Origin of the sequence: Hyphomicrobium sulfonivorans, from assembly GCF_013306565.1 — a bacterium.
Taxonomy (GTDB): Bacteria; Pseudomonadota; Alphaproteobacteria; order Rhizobiales; family Hyphomicrobiaceae; genus Hyphomicrobium_A; species Hyphomicrobium_A sulfonivorans.
Genome location: NZ_PZPO01000002.1, coordinates 12,501 through 27,403 on the forward strand (window position 1 = coordinate 12,501; position 14,903 = coordinate 27,403).

The following is a 14,903-nucleotide window of genomic DNA, read 5'->3' on the forward strand; positions in this document are numbered from 1 at the left end:
CGTAACTTCGGGATAAGCAGGCCACCCATTTGGGCAACCAGATGGGTGGGGCACAGACCAGGGGGTGGCGACTGTTTAGCAAAAACACAGGGCTATGCTAAGTCCAACGACGACGTATATGGCCTGACGCCTGCCCGGTGCTGGAAGGTTAAGAGGAGGAGTGCAAGCTCTGAATCGAAGCCCCAGTAAACGGCGGCCGTAACTATAACGGTCCTAAGGTAGCGAAATTCCTTGTCGGGTAAGTTCCGACCTGCACGAATGGCGTAACGACTTCCCCACTGTCTCCAGCACATCCTCAGTGAAATTGAATTCCCCGTGAAGATGCGGGGTTCCTGCGGTTAGACGGAAAGACCCCGTGCACCTTTACTGTAACTTTGCGCTGGCAATCGTGTTTGCATGTGTAGAATAGGTGGTAGGCTTTGAAGCAGAGGCGCTAGCTTTTGTGGAGCCGCAATGTGAAATACCACTCTTATGAACATGGTTGTCTAACTGCGGACCGTTATCCGGTTCCAGGACCGCGCATGGTGGGCAGTTTGACTGGGGCGGTCGCCTCCTAAATGGTAACGGAGGCGTGCGAAGGTGGGCTCAGGTTGGTCGGAAATCAACCGTCGAGTGCAATGGCATAAGCCCGCCTGACTGTAAGACTGACAAGTCGAGCAGAGTCGAAAGACGGCCATAGTGATCCGGTGGTTCTGTGTGGAAGGGCCATCGCTCAACGGATAAAAGGTACGCCGGGGATAACAGGCTGATGATTCCCAAGAGTCCATATCGACGGAATCGTTTGGCACCTCGATGTCGGCTCATCTCATCCTGGGGCTGGAGCAGGTCCCAAGGGTATGGCTGTTCGCCATTTAAAGAGGTACGTGAGCTGGGTTCAGAACGTCGCGAGACAGTTCGGTCCCTATCTGCCGTAGGTGTTGGAGAATTGAGAGGAGCTGTCCCTAGTACGAGAGGACCGGGATGGACGCACCTCTGGTGGACCTGTTGTCGCGCCAGCGGCACAGCAGGGTAGCTATGTGCGGACGGGATAACCGCTGAAGGCATCTAAGCGGGAAGCCCACCTCAAAACGAGTTCTCCCTTGAGAGTCGTGGAAGACCACCACGTTGATAGGCCGGGTGTGGAAGTGCAGCAATGCATGTAGCTTACCGGTACTAATAACTCGATCGGCTTGATTGCTCTCATTATGCAATGCTCATCGAATATGCTGTTGAAAGCGCGCAGGTAACTGCGCTGCGCAAGATTGCATGACGACGCTCGCGTCGTCTTCGATGGGCGTAGGAACACAGGCAAGACCAGAACAGAAGTCATCTCACTTTTCCGCCGACCTGGTGATTATGGCGGAGTGGCTGCACCCGATCCCATCCCGAACTCGGCCGTGAAACGCTCCAGCGCCAATGGTACTGCGTCTTAAGACGTGGGAGAGTAGGTCGTCGCCAGGTCTGCAGAAAAGTGAGACGCTTCAACAAAAGTCATCAGATCCCCTCTTACGTGTTTTATAAAAACGCCCCAGCCCACAAAGCTGGGGCGTTTTTGCGTTCAACCCGCCGTCTCCAATGCAGAGAAAATGCCCAACGGGAAAGACCGCCGGTGTGGGCCGCCCCAGATGCGTGTGGTTGAGGCGCGCGGTGAATGCCGTGGAGGGTGCTGGCGCGCTGGCGCCAACCGAACCGACAGGGCCACAACGGCCAGCGCAACGCCGCACACCAGATCCGATGCAGGCGGCCGCAAAACTCAGAAGGCATGGTTCGATGTCAGGATCACCGGGCCTTCTCGTGGTGCCGGGCGACGATCTGGAAGAACAGGTTGACCCGCTCGTACACACTGAGCGGATGCTGATAGCCGATGATCGTTTTGCAAGCGAAGGGTTGCGAACTTCGCCGTGCGTAGCGTATGGCCAGTGACCTTGCCCCCGGAAGGTACTCGCTCATAACTGGAGTCCGTTCTGGTTATGGTCCGACGCGGACCTGCTTGCAAACTCGTTCGGTGTAAGCCCGTCGAGGCTCGTGTGGGGCCGTTCTCCGTTGTAGTCCTCCCGCCAGCCGGCAAGCACCTCGCGGGCATGCCCCAAGCCGCGGAAGATGGTCTCGTTCAGCAACTCGTCGCGGAGGCGCCCATTGAAGCTCTCGACGAAACCGTTCTGCATCGGCTTGCCCGGAGCAATGTAGTGCCAGGCGATGCCGGTTTCCTGTTGCCAGCGCAGGATCGCCATCGACGTGAGCTCGGTGCCGTTGTCGCTGACGACCATTGCCGGCCTGCCGCGCCGAGCGATCACTTCATCCAGCTCGCGGGCAACTCGATGACCTGACAGCGAGGTGTCGGCCACCAGGGCTAGACATTCGCGCGTGAAGTCGTCGACGATGGTTTGCATGCGGAAGCGGCGCCCGTCCGCGAATGTGTCCGAGACGAAGTCCAGCGACCAGCGCTGGTTCCGGCCTTGAGGCACAGCTGCCGGTGCCCGCGTCCCGAGCGCACGCTTGCGGCCGCCCCGCTTGCGCACGACGAGCCTTTCCTCGCGGTAGATGCGGAAGAGCTTCTTGTGGTTCACGGTGAAGCCCTCGCGGCGCAATAGTAGGTGCAGACGCCGGTAGCCGAAGCGGCGGCGTTGAGCCGCCAAGGCTTTCAAGCGCGTGCGCAGCACACCGTCATCACTTCGTCGCCGAGTGCCGATAGACCTTCGGCGCGAGCCCTATCAGGGTGCACGCACGGCGTTGCGAGTAGTCTTTCTCTTTGATCGCCCAGCTCACGGCGGCTCTCCTCGCGGTGGGCGTCAGAAGTTTTTTGTCATCAGCTCTTTAAGGGTAGCGTTGTCGAGCATCTGCTCGGCCAACAGCTTCTTCAGCTTGCGATTCTCGTCCTCAAGCGTCTTCAGGCGCTTCGCCTCCGACACCTCGAGCCCGCCGTACTTCGACTTCCAGGCGTAGAACGTCGCCGACGATATCCCGTGCCGGCGGCACACCTCGGCAGTGGTCATGCCCGCTTCCTGCTCGCGCAGGATGGCGATGATCTGCTCTTGCGAAAACCTGCCCTTACGCATCATCCGTCTCCTTCTCGGATCGACGGACTCTAGCTCAGATCGGGTACCCCTGCGGGGGCAAGGTCACCAGTCGCCCTTGGCCAGTGGTGGCGGCACGACGTTGCGGCATATCCGCTTTTTACATCCCGCTCCGGGAAGATGAAACGCACTGCCGTTGATGACAGCCGTGACGGCCGTCATAGTCCGCGCTGCAAACAGCAACGTGAGGACTTACACGGAAATGAGCAGCGAACGCATCGTCTTGAGAGTGGGTGAAAGTCTTGTGGCCGGTGGCCCGCCAGGCACGGCCGCTGAGCCGGAAGTTGCAATCGGCGAACTCGATGGACCACTTGGAACGGCCTTCGCGAACCTGCTGGGCAATCAGGTTGTCGGGCATTCGCGCGTTCTTGCGCTGCTCAATACCGACGTGATGATCCGGCCCGCTACAATCTGCGTAAGCAAAGTGACGGTGACCGACGAGCGTTATACCAACATTCTGATGGGCACCGTGCAGTACGCAACTGCGATGGGCGTGCTCGACAGTGTTCGTGCCGGCGACATTCCGAAGGACAAGGCCAACGACCTTGGCATCATCGTGTCGCTGTGGCTGAATCCCGGCATCGTCGACGTAAAGGATCTGGATCACAAGATCCTATTTGATATTCATCGCAAAGCAACTGCGCAGGCGATCCACAAGGCGATGAACAATCAGCCGTCGATCGATTGGCTGCTCGAGAACCAGGACAAGATCGTTCACAAGTATTTCGAGCGCGGCCTGAAGGGCGAGATCTGATTTTGCCGTTCGGGCCAGAATGACGGGCAACGTGTTTGGGCTACAGTTCTGTGCTCGATGAGCGGTGAACATCTCAAGGTGAATTGGCAGCGCGGAACTCGGTTGAAGCCGGGGTTCGCGCTGCTCGCGTTATGGCCAGCCAATATTTTATTTCATCGCACGTTGGCGCTGCAGTGAGCGCTGCTGAAGCGGTTTGGCGTTGCCTAGTTTCCCCAACAAGACATGCGCTGCTGGTATCCCCAGGAGTTAGCTGTAGATAACGCTGTACGCGCAATAGTGGTGCGTTGGAAAAATACCCGCGACACGCTACTCGAAAATTGGTTCCTACCCTGAGGGTTTATCAATTCGAGAGCGAGGGTCACGTGCAGCACTCCATGGGAATGTCAGCACCTACACTCGGGCAGAAAGCGATCATAGAATTTTCGCGCCGACTTGGCTTCGGAAACGGCGCAATCAGGAAATACGGCGGGCGTCTTGTGCGGCGCCTCGGCGGGGAAAAAGTCGTCTACCGCTACCACGGCCTCAATCTGATACTCGATCCGTTGACCGGATCATCGCGCATCATGCTGATGACGCCATATTGGTACGACGCCAAAGAGCGCGACTTCATTCGGCAGCGACTGTCGAACGGCGGCGTGTTTGTGGATATCGGCGCGAACTCGGGCTTCTACTCATTCTTCGTCGCAGCGCACTGCCGGGCGGCGCGCATTTTTGCGTTCGAACCGATGCCGCATCACGCCGCTTTGCTGCGGGAGAACGTGGCGCTGAACGATTTGGAGGACCGTGTCACCGTGATGGAGATGGGGCTTTGCGAACGCGAGGGCGTGACGGATATCGACGGACACGCGGTTGCCTGCAACACGCTTCTCAATGCGGTGCAGCAGCAGAAACTGACGAGCATTGAATGTCTCAAGATTGATATCGAAGGTATGGAAGACAGCGTGCTGTTGCCGTTCTTCCGCGACGCACCGCGTTCGCTCTGGCCGAAGGCTATAGTTGGCGAGCACATTTTCACCGATCAATGGCGCGATCTGTGTCTGTCGCTTGGCTATAGCCAGCACCTGCGTACGCAATACAACATTGCGTTGACGCTGGATTGAGCTTGCGACCGCATGCACAAGGCGTTGCTCGCGCCGGATGCCAGTGGCGCAAGTCCGCCTTCGTAACGTGAGTGGGACTTATCGCGGGCTGCGAGCGATTTTCAAAAGGCGACGCGTGCGGGCGCGCGCGATCTCGTGGGTGATGCGCAGGCCGGTGATACCGCCGGTGACATTGCTGCGCAGAATGTAATAGCGGAAGAACAGTACGGGATATTCAAACGGCAGCCGCGCGTAGGCATACCAGCGCGGCTTCTTCAGCTCTTTCGCTTGCAGATCGGTGTAGCGCTCCAGCTTGTCGCGAACATGCTTCAGGCTGCGCCACGAATAATGCAGCGCAATGCCTTTCAGCTGGCCGACCGGATGCGAGCCGGCATCGACGGTGTCGTGCACGAGGCTATTGCGGAAGCGCACTTTGCTGCGGTCGTAAAGCCGGATGTAGTTGTGATAATCAGCCCACAGACGCGGGCGTTCCTTGCCCGGGTAGACTGTTACCTGACGGAATCTGTATGCGGGCAGACGATCGGACTCCGGCGTGCGCATCAACGCGGTGATTTCAGCCGCGAGCTCCGGCGTTACGATCTCATCGGCATCCAGATTGAGGATCCAGTCGTGCTGGGCGCAATCCTCCGCGAAACGTTTCTGCGGACCGTATCCCACCCAATCGTTATGGAAGATGCGCGCGCCCATTGCTTCAGCCTTGGCGAGCGTGTCGTCAGTCGATCCGGAATCGACGATGACAACTTCATCGACAATGCCGCGAACGGCTTCGATGCAGCGTTCGATGCGATCGGCTTCGTTGTGGGTGATGATGCAGCAGCTCAAGCCCGTGGCCATACCGTCAGCCCGACTATTGGTCATTGCGTTTGAACGGCAGGCGCTTGGCAATCGAGCGCTGCAAGCGGGCAAGAAATGTCTTGGCACGCTTGGGCTGGAATGGATCGTGCGCGTGGCGGTCGTCGCCGATGTGATCGGCGATGCCGGGCACGACCATCGCGATGCGCATGCCGCGCTGCTTCAGGAACAGGCTGAGGTTTTCTTCTGTCACGAACTTGGCGAACGGGCCGACTTCGCGCCACAGCGACATCCGCGCGACCGATGGATTGAACGAATAGGAAAACCACTTCGGATGCGCGTCGGTATCCCAGACCAAGTAGTCGATGCCTTCGAAGGATTCCTGCCGCGCGCCCTTGGAAAAGCGTGGGTCATAAATGCGGTGAGCAATGCAGACGACGGCGATGTCCGGCCGCGCTTCCAGAAAACGCGTGACGGCGTCGAGGTCGATGCTGCGGGTGAAGCCCCAGTCGTCTTCGAGGTGCACGACGTAGGGCGTCGATAGCGTTGCGTAATGGGCATCGATGGAGCGCATCTGGCCGAGCTTCGGCAGATTTACGCGGACATCGGCCACCGGATAAGCCTGCGCAAATTGCGCGGCGGCAGCGCTGTCTTCGGAATCTTCCGCAACGAGAATGCGATCAACTTCGAAGTGGCGCTGGAACGAGGTGATTGTTTCGCCGAGCAGATCGAACCGACCGCAACTGGTGAGGAAGGTCGAGAATTTTGCCGGATCGATCTTGTATTTCATGGGGCCTGTCGCTGTCTGCACCCGCAGCGGCCAAGTCTGCGGCCGCTGTTATCGCCTCCAGCGTTAGTGGCTGAGCTGGCCGATGGCAAGCGCGGCGAGGCTGATGGCACCGATCCACAATGCCAGGCGTGACCAACGGTTGCGGCGCGCTTCCTCGGCCGCGAGTGCGCTGACGGTATCAGTGGCAAGCCGCAGGCCATCGCGCGTCATGTCGGCCAGTGCCAGCGCGGTCTGCTGGCCCTGCGTGAGCAGATCTGGCAGGTCGGCCAATATGTTGCCGATGACGGATGCACCCTCGCCAGCTTCGCGCAGCCGGCCCATGGCGCCGAGGTTGCTTTCGATCCACTCCTTGGCCACCGGCTCGGCCGCGACCCACATGTTGAGCTCCGGATCGAGGCCGCGCGCGACGCCCTCCACAACCACCATGGTTTTCTGCAGCAGGATCAGCTCCGGCCGCGTCTGCATGTCGAACACTTCAGTGTAGGCGAACAGCTGCCCGAGCAGGTCCGCCATCGATATGTCGCTGGCGGTGCGGCCATGGATTGGCTCGCCGATTGCGCGCAGCGCCTGGGCGAAGACTTCGACCGGATAGTGCGAGGGCACGTAACCGGCCCAGAAATGTACGGCAGCGGCGCGTCTGTAGTCGCGGGTGATGAGGCCGTAGAGGATCTCGGCGAGGAAGCGGCGTTCTTTGGTGCCGAGCCGGCCCATGATGCCGAAATCGACGGCAACCAGGCGACCGCGATCATCGACGAACAGATTGCCCTGATGCATGTCGGCGTGGAAGAAGCCGTCGCGCATCGCGTGCTTCAGGAACGAGCGCATTACCGTGAGGCCGAGCGCCTTGCGGTCGATGTCGGACGCGGCGATGGCTTTGTGATCGGATAGCTTGATGCCGTCGATCCATTCGACGGTGAGCACGCGGCGCGTGGTGCGCTGCCAGTCAACCTGCGGCACGCGGAAGTCGTGATCGTTGGCGGTGTTTTCCGCCATCTCCGAAATGGCCGCCGCCTCAAGCCGCAAATCCATCTCAAGCTCTGTCGAGCTCTTGAGCATATCGACCACGGCAACCGGCTTCAGCCGTCGCGACGGTGCGTGCCAGCGCTCGATCTGGCTGGCGGCGAAATAGAAGGTTTCAAGGTCGCGCTTGAAGCGGCGCTCGATGCCGGGCCGCAGAATTTTGACGGCCACTTCACGGGGCTGGCCGTTGGCGTCGATGACGGCGGCTTTGTGCACCTGCGCGATGGAGGCGGCGGCGACCGGGGGCCCGAATTCGGCGAAATGTTCTTCAACCCGACCGCCGAGGGATTCCTCGATGGCGCGGCGCGCTTCGGCCATGGAAAACGGCGGCAGGTTGTCCTGCAGGCCGGCAAGCTCGCCGGCGAGTTCGGGGCCGATGACATCGGCGCGGGTGGCCAGGAACTGGCCAAGCTTGATGTAGCTGGGGCCGAGGCTGGTCAGGGCGCTTGCAAGGCGCTTCTCGCGCGGCAGGCGGGGGGCAGCCAGCCATCCGATCGGAGCGGTGAGCGCGCTGGCAAGGCGCAGCGGCAGCGGCACAGGCACGCCAGCGGGCACAAAGCGCACCCCGTGCTGGGCCAGCACCAGACCGGCGCGGGCCAGTCGCAAACTGTTCTTGATCGATCCGGCCATCGGCGCGGCTCAGTCCTTCTGCATGGCTTTGGGCCGTTTACGGCACGGAGTTGGGCGCAGATTGCCCCTATCGCGTGCCCGGTCAAGTGGCGCCGGCCGGTGAGCGGTGTCCGCGGCCAGTAACCACGCCGCACCTTACAGGAGAGGGAGTTTCGATCCGGCAACCGCAGCGATGGGGCAATGCAACTTAAGGAGCAGGCAAAGGGGGTGGCCTAAAGCCGGTGCAGTGCTATTTTTTGAAACGATTTACACTGCGCGCGTCGCATTGCGGATTGTTGGGGGGAGCCTCGCGATAATTCGCCACCTGCGGCCTCAACGCGGCCATCCAGGAGCCTACCCGTGCCGACCAACATTCTCATCGTCGATGACCACCCGCTGTTCGTCGAAGCGCTGGAACTGGTGATCCAGAACGCATTTTCAGACGCGGCGATTTCGAAGGCCGTTTCTATCGAAACAGCCCGCGCGGTGCTGGATGAGGAAAGCGGTTTCGATCTGGTGCTGCTGGATCTGTCGATGCCGGATACGCGCGGGCTTGAAGGGGTGATTGAACTGCGCACCCGCTATCCCAAGGTTCCAATCGTTGTGGTGTCGGCGCTGGAAGATGCGCGCATCATTCACGAGGTGCTTCAGTGCGGCGTGGCGGGCTTCATTTCCAAGTCGACCCGCGGCGGTGATCTGGCGCGAGCGCTGCAGGATGTGATGGACGGTTCGGTTGTCGTGCCGAAGGGCTATCAGCCGCCCGCCGCTGCCGGATCGGACGCCAGCGAACTGGCCACGCGCATCGCAACGCTGACGCCGCAACAGGTGCGCGTGCTGCACATGCTGCGGCAGGGGCTGCTCAACAAGCAGATCGCCTATGACCTGGGCGTCGGCGAAACGACGGTGAAGGCGCATGTCTCGGAAATATTGCGCAAGCTGAAAGTGTCGTCGCGCACGCAGGCGGTGATCGAAGCATCGAAGATCGATTTCGATTCCATTCTTGGCAGTGCGCGCGACGAGTGAGCTGCTGTCAGCTCAGCTGATGTTGAAGTGGGATGCGCCTGACAGCAGGTGCACCATCAGCGCGCGCAGCTTGGCGGGTTTGGCCGGCTTCAGCATCAGCTCGCAATTGAAGCTGCGCGCCGCGTTGGCGATGCCCTCGGTGTGATCAGCAGTGATGACAATGGCCGGGATCTCGCGCCCCGATGCAGCCCGCAGTGCGCGCACGGCATCAAGACCGGTGCGCTGATCGTCGAGATGGTAGTCGGCGAGGATGATGTCGTGGCGGTGCGGCGCCGATGCTTTTTGCAGTTCGACAAGGCTGCGCGCCGAAATCACCTCACAGCCCCACCGCTCGACCAACGCATGCATGGCTTCCAGCACGCCGGGATCGTTGTCGATGACCGCAACCTTGGCGCCAGCCAGTTCAGCACCACCGATAGCAACGGCCGCGTTGGAAGTGTTGAGAGCAGCGGACGACGAATGCGCGGCCAGCATCGGCCGGTTCACGTATGGCGCGGAAACGGAAAAGCGCGTGCCATGGCCAACGCGTGAGCACAGCTCAAGCTGATGGCCAAGCGCTTCGGCCATGCGCTGCACGATCGACAGCCCAAGGCCAAAGCCGCCAATCGACGGCCGATCGGTGGCGGAGCCGCGCTGAAATTCTTCAAAGATGGTTTTGCGATCGGCTTCGCCGATACCGGGTCCGGTGTCCCACACCTCAATGCGCACCTGTCCACCGCGGCGGCGGGCCAGCAGGCGCACGCGTCCCTTGGCGGTGTACTGAACGGCATTGGCGGTGAGATTTTGCACGATGCGCCGAAGCATGAGCGGATCGGACACAACGTTGAGATCGCAGGGGCGATAGGAAAGCGACAGCCCCTTGGCCTTTGCTTGCGGATCGAGATCGACGCAAAGCGCTGCGAACACGTCATCCAGCGCGACCGGCCGCAGCGCCGGCGTGATGACGCCCGCTTCCAGCTTGGAAATATCCAGGATCGATTTCAGCAACTGCTCGATGGTTGTCAGCGCGTGCTCGATGCGCTCGGCGATGACACGCTGTGCGGGCGAACTTTCCGCTTCCGCAAGTGCGCTGGCCGAAAGGCGCGCAGCGTGCAGTGGCTGCAGCAGGTCGTGGCCGACTGCGGTGAAAAAGCGGGTCTTGAAACGGTTCGCCTGTTCGGATGCGTCGCGCGCCGCGCTCAGTTCATCGTTCGTGCGCTCCAGCCGCGCGAGCGTGCTGGTCAATTCTTCAGTGCGCAGCCGAACCTGACTTTCCAGCGCGATAGCGGTCTGGAAAAGCGAATAGGCGCTGCCCTGCTGATCCATCGAACGCTCAACGCGCTCGATGAGCGCGGCGTTGATTTTCTGCAGTTTGACAATGCGGCGTTCGAGGTCATGAGGATTCGATCCATGCGGATCGTTCTCAAAAAGAGAAGCCATCTATCAGGCCTCCGAGGGGACCACGCGCTGCCCGAACGCAATGCCGGTCAACGTTTGATTGAGATGCATGGCGTTGAACTGCTCACCATAGGTATGGAAACCGGTAACACCATACTTCCTGTACAATGCATCCATCTGATGTCGGATCTGCCGGGATTCAGCGTCAAGTCGGCGCAGGATGCAGTCGAAACCGACAACCAGATCGACACCACCGAGCGCCTGATCGAGCTCACTCAACGCCGCTTCGGTAGCACTGAGAATGTCGCGCGGCCGGGCGACCGTGAATACTAGACCTTCGTCGATAGCGCAGAAGAACGACAGGCTGCCGTCCGGATTCATGTTGCGTATCGAGCGGCAGTAATAGTCGCCGCCAACCTTTACGACGAGCGGGTGCGAGGCAAAACTGAACGGGCCGAGGTCGTCAGTGCGGATGCCGATCGCAGCGGCATATTCACGCGCGGCGGGTTCGGCATTCAACTCATGTACAATGCGGTTCTCGCTGTCGGCGCCGGTGACGACCAGCTTCGTGCCGGTAGGCTCGAAGTTCTGCGTCTTGAATACGCGGAAGGGATAGTCGGTCTCGACAAGCATCAGCACCGCGGAGCGTTGTTCAACGCGGCCATTGTGGATCAGCGCGGTGCGATGGAAGCAGATGCCGTCGCCCGCAGAGCCGCCGATCAGCTCGACATCATCCAGCGCCCAGTTGATGGCAGCGACGATGTTTTCCTCGGCGTTGGAAAGTCCGTCGACCAGCAGCAGCGCGAACGTGGTGTCGCGCGACAGGCGTTCTGTGCCGGGCGAGAAGCGCGATTTGATCTCGCGCACCGCCTGGGTTGCACGCTCGACACCGAAGTGTGCGATGTCGGTGAGGAGCTCGCTATGGATGCGAAAGCCCTTATGCGGAAATGCGATCAGTATCAGCGCGCCCTGCATCATGCCGCTGGGGCCGATTTCGCCTGCGGTTGAACAGCCGCAAACCGAGACGCCGGGAAAAGCTGCGGTGAGTGACTGCGACAGCGCCTCGGCATCATGGTCGATGCCGAAGAATGCGATGATGTGCTGATAGTCGCCGGGCCCGAGCGCTTCGCGCGCTTCAAGCACGGCATCACGCGTTGACGGCAAGGCGCTTGCCGCAACCCGCACCCCGCAGGTGCTTTGCGTGACGTTTGTCAAAGCCGGGTCGATCATTTTCCTCCGCCGCGCCTTCTTTGTTGGGCGCTGCTTGCGACAGAAAGTGCCACAGTGCGGAGGGCGCGGCAAATTCTTCGGCTGGCGTGGCGGTGGTAAGTGGCTCAGCCGGACAGAAGCGGATCATTCGGCAGCAGGGGGCGCGAGAAGCGAATACCGGCTGAACTGCCGCTGCACCAGGCTACGGAGCCAGTGAAACGCCGGCCGCTGGGCAGCTCGATTTGTACTATAGTCGTAGGGATGAGCTGCGGTACGCGCTCGAGGCCGAAGCCGCCGGGCGAGACGTCGCGCACGAACGCCTGACTTTGCTGGCGGTTGTACGTCAGCGTGCAGGGCTGGCACACGGTTCGACGAGCCGACTGACGGCGCTGGGGCAGTTCGGGCAGTGCGATAGCGCCACGGGCATCGAGGCACGGCGAGCCGCCCATGATCGCATCCTGCAGCAGATTGTTCAGCAGCTTCGAGTTGCTGGTGTACTGCGCAGGCAGACGGTGAATGTCGGATTGCAGCTGCCGGACGGCCAGCAGAGCATCCTGGCACGAACGCCGCCAACTGGTGGAGAGTGTCAGCAGATTAAGCGTGACGGCCCGTTCCGCGCCAATGGTGTTGGCCTCGGAGAAATAGTGCTCAAGCGCCAGACGTGCTGGTGTGAGATCGTCAAAGAGCTGAATGACGAGACGGACGGTGTCGGCGTTGAGGTCTGTCTCCAGCATGCCGTTTCGCAACACCGAAACGATTGCCGGCTCGCCCGGAATATAGGGCCGCAGCTCAGCCTCACCGAGACCGCCGTGGGTGCGCTTCATAGCGTTGATGGCACTGGCGATAGTTGCCGTCAGCAGCGCGGAGGAATGCACCTCGCACACCAGCGCCTCAAGCATGGGCATGCTTGCATCCGGGTAATCGTGAATGCGCTCCCGACTGTGCAGACCTTCAGGCGCCGAGGCGAAGGCCGGCCGGGGAAGTTTGCTGAATATCGGCACAGCATAAACCCAAGGCTGCTTTTTGGTTGGTTGGAGGGTAAGCGGCCAAGGGCTAACGTCGCGTTAGCCGAGAACTGTCGAGTGGAAGGGCTGCGGTAACCAAATCAGTTGGCTGGTTTTTAATGGGGTCGACTGTTGCCGCGGCCGCGCAAATGACAGCGGCAAGCTGCGCGCCGCTGGAAAACGGCGCACGGCTTCGGCCTCAGGCCTTGGCAAGTGCGATTAACGGGTCAGCACGATGAAATCGGTGTACTCGCCCATTTCGTAGCTGCGCGGGTGATCGGACACGATCAGCGATCCGCCGGTCCAGAGCAGTTCACCGATCAGCTCCCTGGCGCCTTCGGGCATTTCGATGCGATCGAGCGCGCCGGTTGCGGTCTCGGGCGTCAATGATGCCGATGGCGCGCTTGCTTCCGCCATGGCACCCTTGCTGCCGCGACGGGCGGGAGTCGCCTTGGCGTTTTCCGGCGGCATGGAGATGGCGGTCCAGTGAACCTTCGAGCCATCCGTTTCGACATCGACAGCGGTATAGATGTGGGTGCCGAGAGGACGCTCCGGATCGCGGATCGTGACCGGCGCTTCCCAGACAGCCTTCCAATCCTGACGAACGAAAATCTTGCCTTCCTTCTTTGAAACAAACACCGAGACCTGCTTCCGGCGCCGCTCGGCCTCTGCAACCCGCTCCGCCGCAGCTTTTGCCGCTTCGTCGGCGCGTTTGTAAACTTCGACAGCCTCGAAGGCGGCCTGAGATTTCTGCGCGTCGAAGGTGCGCGTCTGATCCAGCGCCTCGCGAGCCTTGTCCACATCGGCCACAAGCTCAGGGTCCGGCACTGTTGCTGCGCCTGTGGAAGCGGTGGTTTCTGGCGCGTTGGCCCTGTCCTCCTGCGAAGCGGCAGCGAGCTTTTCTTCTGCCCGCTTCAGCGCTGCCTCGGCGTCTGACACAGCCTCCGTAGCTGCCCGCGCTTCTGCGCCGGTTTTCTGTGCGATCTCCAGCGCTGCCTTGCTGGTTGCGTCGGCCGCCAATCTTTCAGTCTCGGCCTGCTTCTTCAGCGCGACGGCATAGGCAATCGGGTTGAGCAACGCAGGCTGCTGACTGGCTTCGCCGCCGGGCGTCAAATCTGGCTCGCCGGCAGCGGCCGTTGCTTTAGCTGCGTCAGAGGCATCGGAGCTGGCAAGCTCAACGGCAGCCTTTTCCGGTGCTGCGGCCTGTTGGGCAGCGGTGGGAGCGAGCTGCATCTTTGGTGTCGGCAGTATCGTGTGCGTGATCGTCTCGGGCTTGACGTCGCCCGGGCTCACGATGATGCGCGCGCCCATGTCGGTGAGCGAATACAACTTTGGCGCAAACGCGTTCGGCAACCGGATGCAGCCGTGCGAAGCGGGATAACCTGGGATGACGCCAGCGTGCAGGGCAATGCCCGACCATGTGATGCGCTGCATCCAGGGCATCGGCGCGCCGGAATAAAGGTTGGAGCGGTGGAAGCGCTTTTTGCCGATGACGCTGAACACGCCCGTTGGCGTACGCTTGCCGGCCTTGCCGCTTGAAATGCGCGACTGGGCGATGCGGCCGGTGGCGTCATACACGGTGATGTGCTGATCGGGCAGCGAGACGACGGCGTAAACGGTGCCCTTGGTTTCGTTGGCCGGCTTGCTGGCTTCTGCCGGAGCCGCCTGCGAAGCCGCAGGGGCGCGCTTCTTGCGGGCGGCGGGCTTCTTTGCGGGCTGGTTATAGCTGAAAAGACTGCCGAACCCTTGCTGGGCGGCTGCCGGCTGCGGGGCGCCTGTCACCAAGGAGACTGCAGCTATCGACAACCCTGCTAGAACGAGCTTTGGCAGCCGGGGTGACTTCGATGGCGCTGAGCTGAGGAGTGATCTGGCGGCAGGGGTGCGAAAATGGCTGGCGAGCACGGTAGCGAAGCTCCGAATCTTTTTAGATTGCAACGGTGAAAGTATAACTCGCGAAGATCCTTCGTGCGCGGATCTTTTTAGTTGGCGTTGGCTAATGTGAAGCATCTGTTGCAGCTCGGTTGCCCATTTATTGGGCTTTTATGTCGGCCAAGCCTAAATGGTTAATTGGGCCAACTTGGAGACTGCATTTAGCGCACCATATAGGGCGGGATATCGACGCGAATGGACGATATGCAATCTGGCTGAAGAAGCGGCCGGATAAGCCATGGC

Annotated in this window: 11 protein-coding genes, 2 rRNA genes and 1 pseudogene (1 of these 14 only partly in view); 6 read left to right on the forward strand and 8 right to left on the reverse strand. The window is 60.9% G+C overall.

What is annotated here, in order from left to right; all coding sequences use genetic code 11:
* From C6Y62_RS05205 to C6Y62_RS05215, 3 genes are all read left to right on the forward strand, one after another.
* A 23S ribosomal RNA gene (locus C6Y62_RS05205) occupies positions 1-1,177 on the forward strand (it extends 1,632 nt beyond the left edge of the window).
* 148 nt (positions 1,178-1,325) lie between these two features.
* Positions 1,326-1,440, forward strand: a 5S ribosomal RNA gene (rrf, locus tag C6Y62_RS05210).
* Positions 1,441-1,749: 309 nt separating this feature from the next.
* Entirely contained in the window at positions 1,750-1,902 is a 153-nt protein-coding gene (locus C6Y62_RS05215; RefSeq protein ID WP_173953092.1) for a hypothetical protein, read from the forward strand.
* 23 nt (positions 1,903-1,925) lie between these two features.
* Here the strand turns inward: C6Y62_RS05215 and C6Y62_RS05220 are convergent.
* Positions 1,926-3,035, reverse strand: a pseudogene (locus tag C6Y62_RS05220) (IS3 family transposase).
* A 220-nt stretch (positions 3,036-3,255) separates the two neighbouring features.
* Between C6Y62_RS05220 and C6Y62_RS05225 the strand changes: the two are divergent.
* Together C6Y62_RS05225 and C6Y62_RS05230 are read left to right on the forward strand one after the other, a co-directional pair.
* Positions 3,256-3,807, forward strand: coding sequence for a formaldehyde-activating enzyme (locus C6Y62_RS05225; RefSeq protein ID WP_173953093.1), 552 nt, complete (start codon positions 3,256-3,258; stop codon positions 3,805-3,807).
* 380 nt (positions 3,808-4,187) lie between these two features.
* The gene (locus tag C6Y62_RS05230) at positions 4,188-4,907 is read left to right on the forward strand and encodes an FkbM family methyltransferase (protein ID WP_173953094.1); all 720 of its coding nucleotides are present in this window, start codon (positions 4,188-4,190) and stop codon (positions 4,905-4,907) included.
* Positions 4,908-4,985: 78 nt separating this feature from the next.
* On the opposite strand, the gene C6Y62_RS05235 is transcribed toward C6Y62_RS05230, so the two are convergent.
* From C6Y62_RS05235 to ubiB, 3 genes are all read right to left on the reverse strand, one after another.
* Positions 4,986-5,741, reverse strand: coding sequence for a glycosyltransferase family 2 protein (locus C6Y62_RS05235; protein WP_173953095.1), 756 nt, complete (start codon positions 5,739-5,741; stop codon positions 4,986-4,988).
* A 13-nt stretch (positions 5,742-5,754) separates the two neighbouring features.
* Positions 5,755-6,489 carry a hypothetical protein gene (locus C6Y62_RS05240; RefSeq protein WP_173953096.1) on the reverse strand — a complete coding sequence of 245 codons (735 nt, stop codon included), beginning with the start codon at positions 6,487-6,489 and terminating at the stop codon, positions 5,755-5,757.
* Between the two features lie 63 nt (positions 6,490-6,552).
* Positions 6,553-8,139 (reverse strand): 2-polyprenylphenol 6-hydroxylase, encoded by a 1,587-nt coding sequence (gene ubiB, locus C6Y62_RS05245; RefSeq protein WP_173953097.1) that lies wholly within the window; start codon positions 8,137-8,139, stop codon positions 6,553-6,555.
* 339 nt (positions 8,140-8,478) lie between these two features.
* On the opposite strand from ubiB, the gene C6Y62_RS05250 reads away from it, so the two are divergent.
* Positions 8,479-9,141 carry a response regulator gene (locus C6Y62_RS05250; RefSeq protein WP_068459368.1) on the forward strand — a complete coding sequence of 221 codons (663 nt, stop codon included), beginning with the start codon at positions 8,479-8,481 and terminating at the stop codon, positions 9,139-9,141.
* Positions 9,142-9,153: 12 nt separating this feature from the next.
* Here the strand turns inward: C6Y62_RS05250 and C6Y62_RS05255 are convergent, their stop codons facing one another.
* The 4 genes from C6Y62_RS05255 to C6Y62_RS05270 all read right to left on the reverse strand — a co-directional run bounded on the left by C6Y62_RS05255 (position 9,154) and on the right by C6Y62_RS05270 (position 14,513).
* Complete coding sequence (locus C6Y62_RS05255; protein WP_173953098.1) at positions 9,154-10,560, reverse strand: hybrid sensor histidine kinase/response regulator; 1,407 nt, start codon at positions 10,558-10,560, stop codon at positions 9,154-9,156.
* 3 nt (positions 10,561-10,563) lie between these two features.
* Complete coding sequence (locus tag C6Y62_RS05260) at positions 10,564-11,748, reverse strand: FIST N-terminal domain-containing protein (RefSeq protein ID WP_068459372.1); 1,185 nt, start codon at positions 11,746-11,748, stop codon at positions 10,564-10,566.
* Between the two features lie 104 nt (positions 11,749-11,852).
* Positions 11,853-12,632 (reverse strand): PilZ domain-containing protein, encoded by a 780-nt coding sequence (locus C6Y62_RS05265; RefSeq protein WP_173953099.1) that lies wholly within the window; start codon positions 12,630-12,632, stop codon positions 11,853-11,855.
* 318 nt (positions 12,633-12,950) lie between these two features.
* Positions 12,951-14,513 (reverse strand): L,D-transpeptidase family protein, encoded by a 1,563-nt coding sequence (locus tag C6Y62_RS05270; RefSeq protein ID WP_173953100.1) that lies wholly within the window; start codon positions 14,511-14,513, stop codon positions 12,951-12,953.
* Positions 14,514-14,903: the final 390 nt, after the last annotated feature.

What these genes read in the sequence shown, in the direction of transcription:
- C6Y62_RS05215 (WP_173953092.1), top strand. Translation starts at nt 1,750, where the DNA reads ATGTCAGGATCACCGGGCCTTCTCGTGGTGCCGGGCGACGATCTGGAA.
- C6Y62_RS05225 (WP_173953093.1), top strand. Translation starts at nt 3,256, where the DNA reads ATGAGCAGCGAACGCATCGTCTTGAGAGTGGGTGAAAGTCTTGTGGCC.
- C6Y62_RS05230 (WP_173953094.1), top strand. Translation starts at nt 4,188, where the DNA reads ATGTCAGCACCTACACTCGGGCAGAAAGCGATCATAGAATTTTCGCGC.
- C6Y62_RS05235 (WP_173953095.1), bottom strand. Translation starts at nt 5,741, where the DNA reads ATGGCCACGGGCTTGAGCTGCTGCATCATCACCCACAACGAAGCCGAT.
- C6Y62_RS05240 (WP_173953096.1), bottom strand. Translation starts at nt 6,489, where the DNA reads ATGAAATACAAGATCGATCCGGCAAAATTCTCGACCTTCCTCACCAGT.
- ubiB (WP_173953097.1), bottom strand. Translation starts at nt 8,139, where the DNA reads ATGGCCGGATCGATCAAGAACAGTTTGCGACTGGCCCGCGCCGGTCTG.
- C6Y62_RS05255 (WP_173953098.1), bottom strand. Translation starts at nt 10,560, where the DNA reads ATGGCTTCTCTTTTTGAGAACGATCCGCATGGATCGAATCCTCATGAC.
- C6Y62_RS05260 (WP_068459372.1), bottom strand. Translation starts at nt 11,748, where the DNA reads ATGATCGACCCGGCTTTGACAAACGTCACGCAAAGCACCTGCGGGGTG.
- C6Y62_RS05265 (WP_173953099.1), bottom strand. Translation starts at nt 12,632, where the DNA reads ATGCCCATGCTTGAGGCGCTGGTGTGCGAGGTGCATTCCTCCGCGCTG.